17 protein-coding genes are annotated in these 17,230 nt (G+C 40.5%); 3 read left to right on the top strand and 14 right to left on the bottom strand.

Going from position 1 to position 17,230, the window contains the following annotated elements; all coding sequences use genetic code 11:
* Nucleotides 1–10 precede the first annotated feature (10 nt).
* The 5 genes from DW152_RS08790 to DW152_RS08770 form a co-directional block, all read right to left on the bottom strand.
* Entirely contained in the window at nt 11–940 is a 930-nt protein-coding gene (locus DW152_RS08790; RefSeq protein ID WP_021861443.1) for an NYN domain-containing protein, read from the bottom strand.
* Nucleotides 941–1,070: 130 nt separating this feature from the next.
* Nucleotides 1,071–1,313, bottom strand: coding sequence for a DUF4366 domain-containing protein (locus tag DW152_RS08785; protein WP_118288445.1), 243 nt, complete (start codon nt 1,311–1,313; stop codon nt 1,071–1,073).
* An 87-nt stretch (nt 1,314–1,400) separates the two neighbouring features.
* Nucleotides 1,401–3,656, bottom strand: coding sequence for a DNA helicase PcrA (pcrA, locus tag DW152_RS08780; RefSeq protein ID WP_021861445.1), 2,256 nt, complete (start codon nt 3,654–3,656; stop codon nt 1,401–1,403).
* Between the two features lie 5 nt (nt 3,657–3,661).
* Nucleotides 3,662–4,051: a DUF3783 domain-containing protein gene (locus tag DW152_RS08775; protein WP_118288444.1), complete on the bottom strand. Its 390-nt coding sequence runs from the start codon at nt 4,049–4,051 to the stop codon at nt 3,662–3,664.
* Nucleotides 4,052–4,054: 3 nt separating this feature from the next.
* Nucleotides 4,055–5,332, bottom strand: coding sequence for an L-cysteine desulfidase family protein (locus DW152_RS08770; RefSeq protein ID WP_118288443.1), 1,278 nt, complete (start codon nt 5,330–5,332; stop codon nt 4,055–4,057).
* A 120-nt stretch (nt 5,333–5,452) separates the two neighbouring features.
* Here DW152_RS08770 and DW152_RS08765 point away from each other — a divergent pair, with 120 nt between their 5' ends.
* On the top strand, nt 5,453–6,064 hold the full coding sequence (locus DW152_RS08765; RefSeq protein ID WP_021861448.1) for a DUF1836 domain-containing protein: 612 nt from the start codon (nt 5,453–5,455) through the stop codon (nt 6,062–6,064).
* Nucleotides 6,065–6,129: 65 nt separating this feature from the next.
* Here the strand turns inward: DW152_RS08765 and DW152_RS08760 are convergent, their stop codons facing one another.
* Both DW152_RS08760 and DW152_RS08755 read right to left on the bottom strand, forming a co-directional pair.
* The gene (locus DW152_RS08760) at nt 6,130–6,438 is read right to left on the bottom strand and encodes a YerC/YecD family TrpR-related protein (protein ID WP_021861449.1); all 309 of its coding nucleotides are present in this window, start codon (nt 6,436–6,438) and stop codon (nt 6,130–6,132) included.
* 65 nt (nt 6,439–6,503) lie between these two features.
* A complete protein-coding gene (locus DW152_RS08755; RefSeq protein WP_117537393.1) occupies nt 6,504–7,229 on the bottom strand; it encodes a phosphatase in 726 nt (241 codons plus the stop codon).
* Between the two features lie 222 nt (nt 7,230–7,451).
* Between DW152_RS08755 and DW152_RS08750 the strand changes: the two genes are divergently transcribed.
* Nucleotides 7,452–8,453, top strand: a complete 1,002-nt coding sequence (locus tag DW152_RS08750; protein ID WP_118288442.1) for an asparaginase — start codon at nt 7,452–7,454, stop codon at nt 8,451–8,453.
* A 110-nt stretch (nt 8,454–8,563) separates the two neighbouring features.
* On the opposite strand, the gene pepI is transcribed toward DW152_RS08750, so the two are convergent.
* From pepI to DW152_RS08710, 7 genes are all read right to left on the bottom strand, one after another.
* Complete coding sequence (pepI, locus tag DW152_RS08745) at nt 8,564–9,454, bottom strand: proline iminopeptidase (protein ID WP_021861452.1); 891 nt, start codon at nt 9,452–9,454, stop codon at nt 8,564–8,566.
* A 323-nt stretch (nt 9,455–9,777) separates the two neighbouring features.
* The gene (locus DW152_RS08740; protein WP_021861453.1) at nt 9,778–10,533 is read right to left on the bottom strand and encodes an aminoglycoside phosphotransferase family protein; all 756 of its coding nucleotides are present in this window, start codon (nt 10,531–10,533) and stop codon (nt 9,778–9,780) included.
* Between the two features lie 143 nt (nt 10,534–10,676).
* Nucleotides 10,677–12,359 (bottom strand): phospho-sugar mutase, encoded by a 1,683-nt coding sequence (locus DW152_RS08735; protein WP_021861454.1) that lies wholly within the window; start codon nt 12,357–12,359, stop codon nt 10,677–10,679.
* A 121-nt stretch (nt 12,360–12,480) separates the two neighbouring features.
* Entirely contained in the window at nt 12,481–13,398 is a 918-nt protein-coding gene (locus DW152_RS13645) for a DUF3877 family protein (protein ID WP_330416755.1), read from the bottom strand.
* 18 nt (nt 13,399–13,416) lie between these two features.
* Nucleotides 13,417–14,748: a threonine/serine ThrE exporter family protein gene (locus DW152_RS08720; protein ID WP_021861456.1), complete on the bottom strand. Its 1,332-nt coding sequence runs from the start codon at nt 14,746–14,748 to the stop codon at nt 13,417–13,419.
* Nucleotides 14,749–14,760: 12 nt separating this feature from the next.
* Nucleotides 14,761–15,555, bottom strand: a complete 795-nt coding sequence (locus tag DW152_RS08715) for a DUF4866 domain-containing protein (protein WP_021861457.1) — start codon at nt 15,553–15,555, stop codon at nt 14,761–14,763.
* 172 nt (nt 15,556–15,727) lie between these two features.
* A complete protein-coding gene (locus DW152_RS08710; protein WP_021861458.1) occupies nt 15,728–16,624 on the bottom strand; it encodes a LysR family transcriptional regulator in 897 nt (298 codons plus the stop codon).
* Between the two features lie 146 nt (nt 16,625–16,770).
* Here DW152_RS08710 and DW152_RS08705 point away from each other — a divergent pair, with 146 nt between their 5' ends.
* Nucleotides 16,771–17,028, top strand: coding sequence for a hypothetical protein (locus DW152_RS08705; protein ID WP_021861459.1), 258 nt, complete (start codon nt 16,771–16,773; stop codon nt 17,026–17,028).
* Nucleotides 17,029–17,230: the final 202 nt, after the last annotated feature.

The following is a 17,230-nucleotide window of genomic DNA, read 5'->3' as shown; positions in this document are numbered from 1 at the left end:
TCCCACAGGATTACTTCTGTTCTTTATATTTTGCGATCAGTATTGTTCCTGCTTTTTCTACCCTTATCTGGTCTACACTCTTCACATACTGATTAAACTGTGCGTATCCATAGTCATTGATCTTAAAATCTTTGTATTTTTCATAAATACGGTTGCCCAGTGTGCTCAACTCAATTCCTTTCTCTCCGGCATTCTTCACCAGATTCTGTACATACCGGTCAACAACCGTTTTCTTTCCATGATTTTCTTTCAGAGAAACTGCAACGAACTTACCTTTTTTTACAAGCTCCAGTTTCGGAAATTCTTCCAGAAATTTGGAAAGCATGTTGTAGCCATAGCTTCGCACATCAAAATCCGGATGCAGGCTTACAAGGCGGCTTCCAACTTCGCCAAGTCCTGTCTGCTTATTGTTATCATCATTTTCCAGTATCATCTTCACAATGTCTTCTTCAATCTTCTCTTTGCTCAGACCTTCCCGTGGTGTCTCTGTTCTTCCCGGTTCCTGTTCATTTAACAGGTTTTCTAAAATAGTAAATTTATCACACGCCTTGCGAAACGGCTCCGGCGTTTTATTTTCACCCATACCGATCACATTCTTCCCACTTTCACGAAGTCTGCTTACCAGTCTTGTAAAATCACTGTCACTGGACACAATGCAGAATCCATCTACATCATTCGTGTACAAAATATCCATTGCATCAATGATCATTGCAGAGTCCGTTGCATTTTTCCCCTGTGTATAACTGAACTGCTGGATCGGTGTGATGGAATTTTTCAAAAGTTCATCTTTCCAGCTTGAATGCTGTGTACTTGTCCAGTCTCCATAAATTCTCTTATAAGTAATATTGCCGTAACGCGCAAGCTCTGTCAAAATCGGTTTGATATATTTTGCAGATACGTTGTCCGCATCAATGAGTAATGCATAGCATTGTCCGTCCATATCTTAAGATCTCCTTATCCCGAAATTCGTTCTTATCTTTTCCCTGCTATAACGAAAAAACTTTTTCTCTCACTATAGCAAGAAAAAAAGCAGGCAAAAAACCTGCTTTTCTTTTACTTTTTTGTAAGACTTATACCTGATCTTCGTCATTGAAGAAATCATCATCGAAATCATCCTCAAAATCATCTTCAAAGTCTTCCAGATAATCTGGCGTAAAGAAGCAGTATACTGCATAGGCGATTCCTGCTACTGCTGCAATTGCACCTACGATTGCCAGTGCCCATAATATGTTCTTACACTGCTTATCTTCTTCCTTTTTATTAACCAGCTCGCTTAATTTGGTTGCTGCAATAAGTTCATCTACTCTACTCATGCTCCCACATCCTTTCTCGTGATCTCACGCGATTCAATTATTGGTCTTATTATAACACTATCGTTTTCAGATTACTATCTTTTTATGTTAAATTTTCCGAAGTTTTGCAAACATTGCAAACATTTTTTTCGTACCTGCGCTGTCAAAATCAACTGTCACTTCGTAGTCTCTTCCGCCTTTCACAAGTGCCGTCACAGTTCCTTCCCCGAACTTGACATGCTGAACGCGATCGCCCACATCATACCCTGGTCCGTCTCCCTTTGGTGTGCCAAATTCTTTTGCAGGTTTCGCTGTGGAAAATGGATTCGATGCCGCAAATGGTTTTGTGTGAAATGCCTGTTTTGCCTGCATATAAGCACTTGCTTTCGCTAGTTCTTCCACTGGCGCTTCTTTCTTGAAAATACCGCCTGTACTTAAGAGTTCCATCGGAATCTCTTTTAAGAAACGAGATATTTTATTATACTGTGTCTCTCCGCGGATCATCCGTCTTCTTGCACAGGTTAATGTCAGTTCTTCCTCCGCTCTTGTAATTCCGACATAACAGAGTCTTCTCTCTTCTTCCAATTCTTCCGGACTGTCTGCCGTAATTGTCATATAGCTTGGAAATATTCCATCTTCCAGTCCTGCTAGATATACGTGTGAAAATTCCAGACCTTTCGCACTGTGAAGTGTCATGAGCACAACATAGTCAGTGTCTTCATCCAGACTGTCAATATCCGCAACCAGCGCAACCTCTTCCAGAAATCCATTCAACGTAGCCGGTTCGTTATTTTCTTCACATGTTTCTTCATATGTCGCGATCTTGCTTCTAAGCTCGTCAATATTCTCAATTCGCGCTTCTGCTTCTTCCGGCCCCTCTGCCATAAGACTGTCAATATAACCTGTAACATCCAGAATCTCCTGCATCAGATCGGACAGCGTCATATCTTTTGCATCCACTTTGAAATGTTCAATCAGTGCAACAAAGGATTCTAATTTTGAAAGTCCTCTTCCAATATTCGGGATTGCATCTGCAGAAAGAAGTGCATCATAAAATCCGATATCATATGCTGCTGCATAATCCTGCACACGGTTAATGCTCGTAAGACCGATTCCTCGTTTTGGCACATTGATCACACGACGGACAGCAAGATCATCTTTGCCATTGTCGATCGTCTTCAGATAGCACAGCAGATCTTTGATCTCACGTCTTGCATAGAAGTTGATTCCTCCGACGATCTTATATGGAATATTCGCTGTGACAAATTTCTCTTCAAATATACGCGACTGTGCATTCGTCCGGTATAAAATAGCATTATCATTATAAGTGCCATTTCCTCTATCTACCTGTTCTCGGATATCATCTACGATAAATTCGGCTTCATCATATGCGGTATCAAACTGGCGGAAACGGATCTTATCGCCTTCGTCATTATCTGTCCACAATGTTTTGGCTTTTCTTCCCACATTGTTGCTGATCACAGCGTTCGCCGCATTCAGGATATTCTGTGTAGAACGGTAATTCTGCTCCAGTTTGATCACTTTCGCATCTTCAAATACTTTTTCAAAGTTCAGAATATTTTTAATGTTCGCGCCACGGAACTTATAAATGGACTGGTCATCGTCTCCTACTACACAGAGATTTCTGTACTTTGCAGCAAGCAGCCGGATCAGTTCAAACTGTACAGTATTCGTATCCTGATACTCATCTACCATCATATAACGGAAACGTTCTTGATAATATTCCAGAACATCTTTCTGCGTCTGGAAAAGCTGTACTGTCTTAAAAAGCAGATCGTCAAAATCCAACGCATTATTTGCGCGGAGCTGTTTCTCATATTCTTCGTAAACATCTGCAATTTTCCGCTGTGCAAAATCTCCACCCGCATTCAGCCGGAACTCTTCCGGTGTGATCAGTTCATTCTTCGCCTGGGAAACTGCACTCATAAGTGCACGCTCTCTGAAACGTTTTGTATCAATCTCCAGTAGCTTGCAGACATCTTTCATCAACGTCTTCTGATCATCTGTATCATAAATCGTAAAATTTGTATCATATCCCAGCAGTTCAATATGACGTCTGAGAATCCGCACACACATCGAATGAAAGGTACTTACCCAGATGCTCTCTGAACCGAATCCAACCAGTTGGTCAACTCTGTCCCGCATCTCACCTGCTGCCTTATTCGTAAATGTGATTGCCAGGATATTCCACGGATTTACGCCCTGTTCTTCGATCAGATATGCAATCCGATGAGTCAGCACTCTTGTTTTCCCGGAACCCGCACCGGCAAGAATAAGAAGTGGACCTTCCGTTTGAAATACGGCTTCTCTCTGTGGTTCATTTAATGTATCGTAAATACTCAAAGTTCTTAATTTCCTTTCTTGTCAGACATTGCTTTATGTTCTTTCAAAATCTCATCATGCAGTGAAACCGAATCCCATTCCTGATTAGAAGGTGTGAGAACTGCTTTTAACGGCATCTGCACTTTTTCTTTGCGCATCATAAATAGTGCTTTGTCGAGGGACGCTTCCGATGCCGGACATAAGATAAGCATCTCGTCTGTAAATGACTCTTCGCCGTCCGTTTCTTCGCTCTTTGTCTTCGCATCTGTTTTGCCTTCTGCCAGTTCTCCTACCGGAATATGATATTCTTCCGGCAGAATATGACGCACTTTAAACCCGAGATAGCTGAAAATCATTCCGAGTTTTCTTCCTTTTTTCGTTCCTTTTAAATTGTAGCACAGTACCGTCTGTCTCATTACCTATTCTCCGATCATCATCTTAATAATCTCTTCATTCGTCTCACGCATACCCTCTTTACCGAGACGACCGATATTCTGGATCGTTGCCTCCACACCTTTTGTTACAATTCCGTCACCGGCGTAGAACTGCTGTCCATTCATATACATGTTATAGCCAAGGATTCCTGCATCTACAGATGCCGCAATCTTCGCTGCACAGGAAGCTTTCGCTCCATCACAGACCATACCGGATACGATTGCCAGTGCATTCACAACTGTATGAATAACTTCTTCATAGCCGCCACCGCACAGGTATGCAATTCCAGCCCCTGCTGCCGCACCTGCACTGACTGCTCCACAATATGCGGAAAGTCTTCCAATTCCGGTCTTCTGATGGATCGCTGTCAGATTTGATAACGCAAGTGCACGGTATTTCTTCTCTTCTGTCACATTCAGCTCTTTTGCATATTCGAGAACCGGTAACGAACATGTCATTCCCTGATTACCGCTTCCAGCGTTAATAATAACCGGCAGCTCACATCCGTTCATACGTGCATCCGATCCTGCTGCCGCTCTCGCCTTCGCTCTTGTACGGACATCATCTCCGTACGCACTTAAGAGAACACTTCCGATATTTGCTCCGTAGTCCCCGCGCAGACCTTCATCTGCAATCGCTGTATTATACTCAATCTGACGACCGATTACTTCTTTAATATCGACAACATCTACCGTATTAATAAAATTCCAGATAGACTTCATGTCCAGAAGGCTTCTGTCCGTCAGCCCTTCTTCGTTCTCTCCTTCTACCGGAATGTCAAATATCACTTCACCATCTTTTTCAATATGTACAATGTTCGTATGATAATTTGCGATTCTTACCTTCGTATAGGAATCTTCTTTATACAACGTCAGCACAATATCAAATGTAATCCCCTGATCGATATGTTCAACTGTAATCGGCGTCTCTTTTAAAAATGTGATCATCTGCTCAATCTCATCCGGTGTCACTTCTGCGATAACTTCCAGCTCTTTCTCTGCCTTTCCGGCAATGATTCCTGCTGTCACTGCCGCCGGAATTCCTTTCAGATGATTCGTATTCGGAACAATGACACTTTTTACATTTTTTATAATACTTCCGCTGGCTTCTACCAGTACTTTATCCGGTACACATCCCAGTATTTCTCTTGCCTTTGCTCCTGCATAAGCAAGTGCGATCGGTTCCGTACACCCCATTGCCGGCACCAGTTCTTCTTTTAATATCTGTATGTATGCCTGATATTTTTCATCTGTTTTCTTCATGATAACCTCCCTGCTTTGCGCAAATTCCCCAATATTTTTTACCCAAATAGTATAGCATAAAAATATTTCTATTGCCATCTAGTTTTGAATACTATATAATGGTTACATTGAGGTGATAATATGACAATTGATACAAATGATCTGCTGAACAGTATTTTATCCAGCATCTCCAGAATAGACTATATCAAGCCGGAAGACATCCCGAATATTGACCTGTATATGGATCAGGTCACTACCTTTATGGAAGAGAGTCTCCGCTCGACCAAGCGCTATACGGATGATAAGATCCTGACCAAGACTATGATCAATAATTACGCGAAGAACAATCTCCTCCCGCCTCCGGTGAAGAAGAAGTATTCACGCGAACATGTTCTTGTTATGATCTTTATTTATTATTTTAAAAACATTTTATCTATCAAGGATATTGAAACGATTCTTGCTCCTCTGACGGAACAGTATTTTTCAGACACAAAAGGACTCTCTATTACAGACATTTACAGTGATATCTGCGAACTTGAGAAATCACGCATTTGGAATATGCAGAAGGATGTTACACATTCTTATAATGCAGCGATGGAGATGTTTCAGGATATTCCAGATAAAGAACAGCGTAATCTTCAGATTTTCGCTTTCATCTGCAATCTGAGTTTTGATGTATACGTCAAGAAGCAGATCATTGAAAAACTGATCGACGAACTTCCAAAACCGGAAGAGCGCAAAAAAAAGAAGTAAGAACTTCACTTACTTCTTTTTTTCTATTCTTATTAAATTCTTTGTTATTCTATCGTATAAACGCTTTATTCTCCACTCTGCTCTTCATTCTTAGCAATTCGCTCAAATACCATATCGTATCCGTCATTCCCATAATTCAAAGAACGGTTCACACGACTGATCGTGGCTGTGGAAGCTCCTGTTTTCTCTGCAATCTCCAGATATGTCTTCTGCTCTCTCAGCATCTTCGCAACTTCAAATCTCTGCGACAGGGATAACAACTCGTTGATCGTACAGATATCCTCAAAAAATGTATAACACTCTTCTTTATTCTCCAGACTCAGCACAGCTTCAAACAGATAATCCACTGCTTCCGTCCTTATTTTTTTACTCATAGCAATTATCTCCTTTGTAACAGTATTCATTACCGTTACATTTTAACACACTAAATTCGTAAAGTCTATAGCTTTTTATTACGTTTTAATGCTTCTTTCAATTTTACGATCGATGTATTCACGATCAGCTCTTCCGGAAAGTCCACTTCTCTTAATATGGGTTCCGACCATGTACAGTCTGCAATGAAAGCATCTACATGTGCATCTGAACCAAGCACGATCTTTGCTCCAAGCTCTTTACAGCATCTCAGCATCTCTATGGCGTTCTCTTTTGTATTCTGTCGGAAACCGCCAGGACGTAATGATGAATTATTAAGTTCCAGCAATGTTCCTGTCTCTTTTGCCTTTTTCACAATCGTCGGATAATCTACCGGAAATCTTCCGTCATCCGGATGTCCGATGATATCAATCCACGGATTCTCCATTGCATTTAAGTAAGCTTCTGTAACCGGCTCTTTTTTCCACTCATCTTCAAAACACAGCGTGTGGATACTTGCAATAGCAATATCCAGTTTCCGAAGCACGGATTTTGGCAAATCTACACTGCCTGCCGCATCCAGAATATTTAACTCTGATCCAAGAAGCACATCGATTCCGTACATCTTACGCGGAACAACACCAAGATTTTCAAAATAATATAAATTCGTACTTCCGGGCATTTTTGGTGCATGTTCTGTAAGCGCCAGTCCTTTCAGTCCTTTTTCTGCTGCCATCTGTACCATTTCCCGCATTGTATTATAAGCATGTCCACTGACAAGCGTATGCGCATGTGTATCTATTTCGATTGTCATAATCTCTCCTCTTTTCTGTATTTTTCCACTTCTTGATTTAATTATACCCGATACGGCTTTCTTTTTCCAGATTTCTATTGACATCTTACGTTTTCACAGATATCTTATTTTATGGGCATTCTGTTTTGCATTGCAAATATGCTACATAATTCTGTAGTTATTCGCTGCAAATACTCAATGTGCCACAACATATTCTATACAATTAAGTAAGAGGTTTTTAATATGAAGAAAATACTTATGATTGCCACCGGCGGAACTATTGCATCCGCAGAAGGCGGAGACGGATTAACACCGGCTATGACAGGTGAAGAGCTTGCAGCCAGCGTACCGGGCATCAAAGACAAATGTGATCTGACCGTACTGCAGCTTATGAATATCGACAGTACAAATATGCGTCCATATCTCTGGGGACTGATGCGTGACGCTATCACAGAACATTATAACGATTATGACGGTTTTGTTATTCTGCATGGTACAGACACGATGGCTTATACAGCCGCTGCACTGTCTTACCTGATCCAGAATTCTGCAAAACCGATCGTTCTTACCGGCTCACAAAAACCAATGGGCAACCCATATACGGATGCCAAGATCAATATTTACCAGAGTATTCTCTATGCACTGGACGATAACTCCTGTGATGTTTCTATTGTATTTAATGGAAAAGTAGTTGCCGGAACCCGCGCAAGAAAACAGCGAACAAGAAGTTTTGACGCTTTTGAAAGTATGAACTTTCCACTTCTTGCCGTGATCCATGATGACCGGATCATCCGTCACTACATTGCACCAACAACCGCTCAGGCAAATATGGTATCTTACCAGAGGCTGAACGACCGTGTCTTTGTTCTGAAGCTGACGCCAGAAGTAAAGGCAGATATTTTTGAACTGTTGCGCGGACATTACGATGCGATCATTCTGGAAACATTCGGTATCGGAGGTATTCCGGAATACGATGATTCTTTTGAGAAAGCTATCTTCGGTTGGGTAGATTCCGGAAAGACTCTCGCTGTCACGACACAGGTTCCGGAAGAAGGCTGTGATCTGGAAGTTTATCAAGTTGGTAAGAAATACAGCGAACACCCTGGCATCCTCCAGGCTGCGGATATGACAACCGATGCACTTGTTGCCAAATTGATGTGGATTCTTGGACAGACAAACAATCCGAAAGAAATCCACCGCTTATTCTATCAGACTATCAATCACGACCGCCAGGAAGAGTTGTAATAATAAAGAAGAAACGGTGTTTCACAAATGATCATTCATCTATGAAACGCCGTTTCTTTTTATCTTACGCAAAAAATCTTATTTCTGCATATTTCCAAATATTAAAAATCTTATTTGTCGTATTCGTTCATCCATTTTAACAGCTCAACACAGTAATCATCATGTCTGTCTACGAATGTAGTATGACGCGCTCTCTCCCAGAGGATCCATTTAGAGTTTGGAATCTCATCCGCCATAGTCTTTGCTACTAATGGTGAACACAGATCAGAAATACCACTCATGATCAATGATGGAACTTTGATCTCGTGAAGTCTGTCAATGTACTCAAAATCTTTTAATGTACCGGATGGAACGAACTCGTTCGGTCCCCATCCATACAGGTAAGCTTCTCCACCGGATTTCTTTTCTCTTGTACAGCATTCCGGAAGATCTTCTCTCCAGTAGTTGCAGTATCTGTCCATATAATTGTCAACTGCTTTCAGGTAAGCTTCTCCTGTAAAGTCATTGCGTTCCAGAGCATCATTGATTGCTGCCTGATCTTCCTCAGACATCATCTTAATTCTTCTCATTCCTTCTCTTGCCCAGAGGCTGCTGCTTGGGTGTCCGGAAGAAATAATAAAGGATTTTACGCCTTTTGCTCCACGCTCGATTGCATATGCGATCTGCATCATACCGCCCCATGACTGTCCAATGATGTGGCATTCTTTCAGTCCAAGATGCTCTCTTAATGCGTCCAGCTCATCCAGCCAGAGATCCTGTGTCCACATCTCCGGATGTCCGTCCAGATAAGATTTTCCGCATCCTAACTGGTCATACATAATGATCATACGATCGTCATCATCTGCAACATTATCCAGAACTTCAAAATAGTTATGAGTAGATCCCGGTCCACCATGCAGACAGATCAGCGGAGCTTTTCCGTTGTCTTTCTGTTCTCCGACAATTCTGTAATAGGTCTGATAACCTTTAAAAGGCATATATCCTTCTGTAATTTTTGCCATTTTCTTTTCCTCCTCTTTGACAAAAAAAATTTGCAACACGCATACTGCGGCGTTGTATTGTAACTACAAATCTCTGTCATTGTATTCTTCGATTTGAGCGGCCAATACCATGTTATTATTATAACATAATTTCATATACTTTAACAGTAACCAAATATTAAATTTATGAAATTTTATTAAAATATCTATCAAATTATCCTTGCCTCTCCCCGTCACTTACAGTCATCCTTTATAATTCAAAATGGGCAGGAAAAATCCTACCCATTTTTCGTTGACGTAGCATCCACAGGAATCTGCCAATGGCAGATTCTTTAAGTATTCTCTTATTGATAATCCATAACATCGATCCACTTCATCAGGAAATCTTTCTCCAGTTCATTCTCTTTTACAAGCTGCGAAGCGGCCACAATCGGGAGCCACTGCTGTACATACTGGATTGCTGTGTCTGATTTTTTACAGAAAATTTTCAGATAGAGATCTGCCACTTCCTGATCCTTAAGCGCAAATAGCAAATACGTCATTGCTGCATCTGCACTGGCATTTCCCTGTGTTGCATGTGCCCAGTCCACGACTGTCATTTTTCCATTCTTTCCGACAATAATATTGCTCGGATTGAAATCTCCGTGACAAAGCTTACTGTGATGTGGCATACTTTCCAGCCTCGTTAGAAGTTCGTATCTCTGGCTTGCATCCAGTTCTGTAATACTGTTGATCTGTCTTGCAAGCTTCTCTCTCAGATCTGGAAGCATCGGTGCTTTCTTAGACTGTATCTGTAATTGCAGGTCAACAAAGTCGGACATGTACTTGTCAATATTCGCCGGGTCCACATGCATCATCTCTTCTAATGTCTTACCATCTTTGTATTCCAGAAAAATCGCCCATTTTCCGTCAATATTTTCTATTTTCTGAAGCTTTGGAATCTCAAGACCGGTTGCTTCAACTCTGGCTGTTTCCATTGCTTCATTGAAAATGTCAACTTTTGGATGGTTCTCATCAAATAATTTAACGATACTGCCTTCACAGCGATACACTTTCTTATACGGACGTTCCACGATCAGTTTACATAAATCCATATTCATAAAATAAGCCTCCTTTTCTATATTTCCGAACTTTACTTGTTAAACACATTATATACCCGTAATACAGAAAAAGGAAGCTTTTTTGATATTTTTTTAACTTATTTTTTGTGCTTTATTTTATTGTTAATTTTTCTACAATCTTACTATTTCATAATTGGCTTTAATGCTTCTGCAAGTTTTTCTTTCTGACTTTCGGCTTCTGCAAGATCTTTGCCAAGTGTTGTATAATAAATCTTAATCTTCGGCTCTGTTCCTGACGGACGAACGATTACTGTTGCGCCGCCTTCCAGCTTGTAAATCAGTACATTTGCAGCCGGCAGACCTGTCTCTTCCGGCTTCTGATAATCAGTTACAGATACAACTTTATGTCCTGCAACTTCTGTCAGCGGATTCTCGCGAAGTCCCTGCATAATACCTGCCATCTTATCCATACCACTCAGTCCCGGAAACTCAAAGCTGTCAATCTTATTCAGATAACGACCATACTCCGCATAAATCTCTTCCATTCTCTGCTTTAGGGAACTTCCGATACTTCTGTAATAAGCTGCCATCTCACAGATTAACATAGAACCAATCACCGCATCTTTATCTCTTACATACGGTCCGGCAAGATATCCATAACTCTCTTCAAATCCAAAGATGAAGCGATCTACTTCTCCTGCTTCTTCTAACTGTGCAATCTGATCTCCGATCCACTTAAATCCAGTCAGTACATTGCGAAGCTCGACACCATAATGTGCTGCAACTGCATCTGCAAGTGGTGTAGACACGATAGATTTTACAGCGACCGGATTCTCTGGCATTGTGCCTTTCTCCATACGTCCTGCGCAGATATAATCTAACAGAAGAACTCCTACTTCATTACCGCTTACCAGCTCATAAGAACCATCCGGGCACTTCATTGCAATACCAACACGGTCCGCATCCGGATCGGTTGCAAGCATCAGATCTGCACCTGTCTCTTTTGCAAGATTCAGTCCCAGTTCCAACGCCTCAAAAATCTCCGGGTTAGGATAACTGCAAGTTGTAAAATAGCCATTTGGATATTCCTGCTCCGGTACAATTGTAATATCCGTAATGCCAATATCTTTTAATACACGTGTAACAGGTACCAGTCCGGAACCATTTAACGGGCTGTATACCAGTTTCAATCCTGCGCTCTTGCATAAGCCCGGACGAACCTGACGTGACTCGATTGCTTCATATAATGCATTCTTGCAGTCATCCCCTACAAACTGGATCAGACCTTTTTCTACACCTTCTGCAAAAGATATGTATTTTGCTCCTGTAAGCACATCTGTCTTCTGGATCTCTGCATATACAATTGCTGCCGCATCATCTGTCATCTGGCATCCATCCGGTCCATAAGCCTTGTATCCATTATATTTTGCCGGGTTGTGGGATGCTGTAACCATAACACCTGCATTGCAGTTATAATAACGTGTTGCAAATGATAATGCCGGTACAGGCATCAGTGCGTCATAAATGCGAACCTTAATTCCATTCGCTGCCAGAACTCCTGCTGCTGTCTTGGCAAATACATCACTCTTCAGACGACTGTCATAACTGATTGCTACTGTCTGTGTTCCACCCTGTGTCTTTACCCAGTTTGCAAGTCCCTGCGTTGCCTGACGTACAACATAAATGTTCATACGATTCGTTCCGGCTCCGAGTACACCTCGAAGTCCGGCTGTTCCAAACTTCAGTGCTACTGCAAAACGCTCCTTGATCTCTTCTTCATTTCCCGCAATTTTCGTTAATTCCGGGTTCAGATCTGCATCTTCCAGATCTGCCTCCAGCCAACGTTTATACTCTTCCTGATACATTTTGATCACTCCTATTACTTCATGTATTTCCATTTGTAAATGATACTTTTAATATAGCATATTTTCAGGCATGCCGCAATTTTGTTCTTGCTTCCTTGGCAGAATTCTCAAGATTAAAATCTTAAAAGTCAAAATCTTTATAATCTTCCGGCAAAAAACGATGATAAACCATATGACAGCCTTCATCTTTGAAGCAGTAATAATAGTCATCAGGTACCCCGTCCGCAAAACGGAGAAGATAATCAAACTCTCCATTTGACATAGTTTCAAAAATCACCTGATCTGAATGTGCTTCAAACAACTTCTTAAGATCCTCAATTGTACAGTCACACTGCTGTACCTGTCTGATCAGTTCTTTTATGAACTCGTTATCTTTCATCTGTTCTTTTGCATAGACACTTCCTTCTTCCGGAATGTGAATACAAAACCGGTCTTTCTTATGCGTCACCTGTACATTTCCCAGTTTGTCTGTAAATTCTTCCGGAAATGCCTGCAGTCGCTCCTGCATCTCTTCTGCCGTATCTTCTGCATGAAAGAAATGCTGCAATGTAGCGAGTGGATAATACAGTCTTACTGCTTCTTTACGAAATCCCAGTTTTGCCTGTTCTTCCTTCATAATATCCACAAGATTTCTCTCCATCTTTGCAAACCCTTCTTTTTGCCTTTTTTCTTCATGTTCCAAAGACTCTCCAATCTCGATCAGATGCCCGTCCGGATCATAAATACGGATCACTTGCTGTCCTCCGCTTTCTTCTTTTAGAGGATTCACATAAGTAATATTCCAGTCTGATTCCTCCAGTTTTCCTGCAAATTTTGTTAATTCATTCTCTTCAAAGTATAATTCTGCATTATTTCCTGCATTTTTGACTTTTTTTCCTGTTAATTTCTCCCAGATTTCTCGGTCCTGCAGGACTAATCCTTCTGTCAGTATCATATTTCCATCAAAAGCTGTAATCACATGTAACCCGAACAGTTCTTCATAAAAGCGTCTGGAACGCTCAACATCTTCTACCACCAATAATATGTTTTTTAAACGCATATTTTCCTCTCCTGTTATCTATGTACAATAACGGAATGATCTGTCTGTCAGTATCCTTGCAAATATCAGACCCAGCGGCAACGCCATAACAATGAGCATAGCTGATGCAAACCAGGATGCGGATACCGAAAGCGACATCATTCCCAAATTATAGAAGCCTCGATATAAGTATAACCCAGGAACCATAATAACAATAGATGGGACTGTCACTGAAATTCTCGGATATCCAGCTCTGTTTTTTATTAAAGATGCTAATATTCCAGCCGTAAGCGCTCCAATAAATGCCGCTACTGCCGGCGGCATACCGGTAAGATCAACAAATTCAAGTCGAAGTGTATTGGCAACTGCTCCGATTCCTGCAGCTACAGCTGCAAGTCCCGGTGGACTGTTGAACATAATGGAAAATCCAAACACACCACAAAAGCTGGCAAGAAGCCGGAATATCACCTGCTCTTCTGATGTTAAACAAATTTTTGGAAAATCTACCGGCTGTAAATGTAGAATTAATGCCATGATCCAGGCAGCCATTGTTGCGACAAGAATAACCAATATAGCATACGCAAAACGTTCCATGCCCGAACGCATATCCAGTTTTGCAAGGTCAATGCCACTCGTAATAAATGGGAACCCCGGAATAATAAAGAGCATGGCACATATATAACCAGCTTCATGTTGAATGGATATTCCCCACAAAATTTCTGCCAGTTTTAAAAATCCCGCATAAGTAAAACAAGCTAATGATACACTGGATACAATACACAAAAACAAAGTAAAATGGTGTTTTGTCAATTTGCACCGCACATAATTTCCAACACCTGCGCCAATAAATGCACAGAGCATTTCAATCGGACCTCCGCCAAGCAGAAATGTGAATCCACCGCACGCAAGCGCTGCAGCCATTCCCAGTGCCACAGGTGAATATAATCCATGAATTTTCTCTATTTCATCCAGAAGCTGATGTAACTGTTCTCCGGATATATGCTTTCCTTCCTTTTCAAAATTCCGGATAAATTTTTCCAGACGGTTTAATTTTGATGTATTTACCCCTGTATTAGTCAGACAAAGAGCTTGTGTATAACCATCTTCTCCATCAAAACAGGTGTATTCGATCGACATCAGTCCAATATCCGCGGTACATGTGATCCCCATCACTTCTGCAAGTGTATTCATGGAACTTCTCACTCTCCATGCTCCGGTTCCACAGGACAAGAGCATAATACCCACTCTGCCGATAATAGAAGCTTTCTCAGTAAGGCTTGCTTCTGTAACAGGTCTGTTCTCTCCTCCTGCATCTGTATACTCATGCCAGAGAATATCCATATGATTTTTTCGTAATTGATCTAGCTGCATCCTCATCACTTCCTAATCATTCAGATCCAGGCTTTCCTGTCCTGCTTTTTCCATCATCTTTTCCCGGCATGCCAGCACGATACCATCCACTTCCTGCAAGTGATGCAGCATCTTCTTCTCAAATTCGCGAATCGGCAGGAGCACCCCGATCTCATCAAACTCTTTTTGCTTTTTAATTCCTGTTTCCTGTCCGTAATATACAATTGCGCGCGGTGCTGCTTTCTGAATCTGCATAAATGTTTCCCATACAACTGCATACGCTTCAGCCTCTGTCAATCCCATCTTACATGTATCCGGTAAAGCATACAGAATCAATATGCCTCTGCTTTTGTTTTCTTTTTTCTCAACAATTTTTGTTCCTTTTTCATAAGACCGTACAAGATCATATCCATCTGCCAGATATACTTTTGATCTCGGTGCACATTGATGTATCTCGTATGTTTCTTTGAATTTCGTATATTCTCTTGCCGAGACCTTTTTTTCCTGTAACAGATTGCCATCTACATCTGTTAAAAGCACCGGATTTGCACCCGCTTTTCCGTGAAATTTTTTAGGGATCAAATATGCTTCCCGTAATAAGTCAAACATACTTCTTCCACAAAGTTCCAATAAAAGTGCCGTAACATCACCATTTTTATATGCATGAAACAGTACCTCTGCGAAATGTCCTGCTGAATCTCCGGATATATTTTCTTCTTCCAGATGTTCCTGAAATACGTCTTTTAATCTTCCACATGCTTCTTTTGATTCAAATATTTTAGAAAAAATTGCTTCTACAGCTTCTTCTCTCGGTAATACAGTTTGCATATTATCGCCTCCATAACAAAAATAGCCTTCTATACTTTATTAAGTATAGAAAGCTGTTTTTTCAAAGTCAAATAAATAACTTCTGTTTTATTTACATGGCACCTATGTTATATATATATAATCACATTTCTGCATCATACACCTGCCATTTCCATTGCTAAAAATACATTTTCTACAACAATAAATGTTTAAAAGCTTCCTCTGCAATTCCCGGTGGGAAATTTATATTTTCCACCAGACAGATTTCTCTCTCAGGAATCTTTTCATATAATGATATCATCTGCAATTTTCCAGCTTCTATTGCTGGTTTTACATATAATTCCGGTAAAAAGCCAATTCCCAGCCCACACGAAATCAGTGGCAATATCTGATCCATCGTCTCTACTTCTGTGTTCGGTGTAAATATCAGATTCTGTTCCATAAACCATTCTGAATAAAATTTGTATGATGTGCTGTCTTTCTCCAGACTGACTATGGGATGTGAAGCAATTTCTTTTAAATGAACCTGAGAATCTCTTTCTTTCCCTAGTATATCCAGACAAAACGCAGGACTTCCAACTGCAATCTCACGAAATTTCATCAGTGGCATTACTTTTAAAGGCTTCTGCGCCTTCAATGGAGTCGTTACAATTGCCAGGTCCGCCTGTCCCTCTTTTACCGCGCGTATTGCTCTTGGTGTACTATGATTCAACAAATGGAGCTGAATATTGGGATATGATTTATGAAACTTTGTAAGTACCGGAAGAAGCCGTAAATGTAATGCAATCTCGCTTGCACTGATCGTAACGCTCCCACTTTCCATACTACGTTTTCCTGCCAGCTCTACTTCCGCTGCATGAAGCTGCTGATAAGCAATCCTGACATGTTGATATAATAATTCACCTTCCTGTGTCAATGTTACACCACGGTTAGATCGTACAAACAACCGACAGCCAAGCTGATTTTCCAAATTGTTCATAAAATGCGTAATATTGGGCTGGTTGCTTCCTAATACTTTTGCCGCCTTTGAAAAACTCTTATAGGTTGTCACATAATAAAAAATCCGGTAATAATCGTATGTAATGTCCATTTTTCTCTCCATCTATATCACATCTATACCATATCTATATTTTATTTATATATCAGGTATGCCGAATATATATTTTACATTTCTTGTCATCTATTATATACTTGCGAAAGGAAAAAGAAAATCTATTTTTACAGAGGTGGCCTGCTATGATAAAAAATAATATAAAATTCACAACAACAAGTCAATTTATTATCTTTCATAATATTTGCAGTAAGGTTTCTTCTGATGTACAAATACGCGATATTTCCAACCATAACAAACCCGTTGATGGGAAAAAGCTTTCTGAACTTGCAAATATCCAACTGGGTCTTCCAGCATTACTGATGATTCATGGTAATGACGAAGTTCAGGTTTTCTCATCTCTTCAAAAGTATGGAATCTGTCATAAAAAAGAGAAGAAATAATTTCCTCATTCTTAGTCACTCTCATACGACTGTCCGAAAAAGATAGTCGTCTTTTTACTTATCTATATTAAAATCCTTGAATAAAAGATTAATAGTTTTTATTTCTTATAACAAAAAAGCGACTGGCTTTATACCAATCACTTCTATAAGTTATATACCTTCAAAACTGCATACAAGAAATACTTCATCCTTTACCTATCAC

It is taken from the genome of Dorea sp. AM13-35 (assembly GCF_003473885.1).
In the GTDB taxonomy this organism is placed as follows: domain Bacteria; phylum Bacillota; class Clostridia; order Lachnospirales; family Lachnospiraceae; genus Dorea_D; species Dorea_D hominis.
The sequence above is the reverse complement of the archived record's forward strand: the minus strand, read 5'-3'. Positions and strand labels throughout refer to the sequence as shown.

Excerpts from the sequence above, each read along its gene's own strand:
- DW152_RS08790 (WP_021861443.1), bottom strand. The coding sequence starts at position 940 with ATGGACGGACAATGCTATGCATTACTCATTGATGCGGACAACGTATCT.
- DW152_RS08785 (WP_118288445.1), bottom strand. The coding sequence starts at position 1,313 with ATGAGTAGAGTAGATGAACTTATTGCAGCAACCAAATTAAGCGAGCTG.
- DW152_RS08775 (WP_118288444.1), bottom strand. The coding sequence starts at position 4,051 with ATGAGACAGACGGTACTGTGCTACAATTTAAAAGGAACGAAAAAAGGA.
- DW152_RS08770 (WP_118288443.1), bottom strand. The coding sequence starts at position 5,332 with ATGAAGAAAACAGATGAAAAATATCAGGCATACATACAGATATTAAAA.
- DW152_RS08765 (WP_021861448.1), top strand. The coding sequence starts at position 5,453 with ATGACAATTGATACAAATGATCTGCTGAACAGTATTTTATCCAGCATC.
- DW152_RS08760 (WP_021861449.1), bottom strand. The coding sequence starts at position 6,438 with ATGAGTAAAAAAATAAGGACGGAAGCAGTGGATTATCTGTTTGAAGCT.
- DW152_RS08755 (WP_117537393.1), bottom strand. The coding sequence starts at position 7,229 with ATGACAATCGAAATAGATACACATGCGCATACGCTTGTCAGTGGACAT.
- DW152_RS08750 (WP_118288442.1), top strand. The coding sequence starts at position 7,452 with ATGAAGAAAATACTTATGATTGCCACCGGCGGAACTATTGCATCCGCA.
- pepI (WP_021861452.1), bottom strand. The coding sequence starts at position 9,454 with ATGGCAAAAATTACAGAAGGATATATGCCTTTTAAAGGTTATCAGACC.
- DW152_RS08740 (WP_021861453.1), bottom strand. The coding sequence starts at position 10,533 with ATGAATATGGATTTATGTAAACTGATCGTGGAACGTCCGTATAAGAAA.
- DW152_RS08735 (WP_021861454.1), bottom strand. The coding sequence starts at position 12,359 with ATGTATCAGGAAGAGTATAAACGTTGGCTGGAGGCAGATCTGGAAGAT.
- DW152_RS13645 (WP_330416755.1), bottom strand. The coding sequence starts at position 13,398 with ATGCGTTTAAAAAACATATTATTGGTGGTAGAAGATGTTGAGCGTTCC.
- DW152_RS08720 (WP_021861456.1), bottom strand. The coding sequence starts at position 14,748 with ATGCAGCTAGATCAATTACGAAAAAATCATATGGATATTCTCTGGCAT.
- DW152_RS08715 (WP_021861457.1), bottom strand. The coding sequence starts at position 15,555 with ATGCAAACTGTATTACCGAGAGAAGAAGCTGTAGAAGCAATTTTTTCT.
- DW152_RS08710 (WP_021861458.1), bottom strand. The coding sequence starts at position 16,624 with ATGGACATTACATACGATTATTACCGGATTTTTTATTATGTGACAACC.
- DW152_RS08705 (WP_021861459.1), top strand. The coding sequence starts at position 16,771 with ATGATAAAAAATAATATAAAATTCACAACAACAAGTCAATTTATTATC.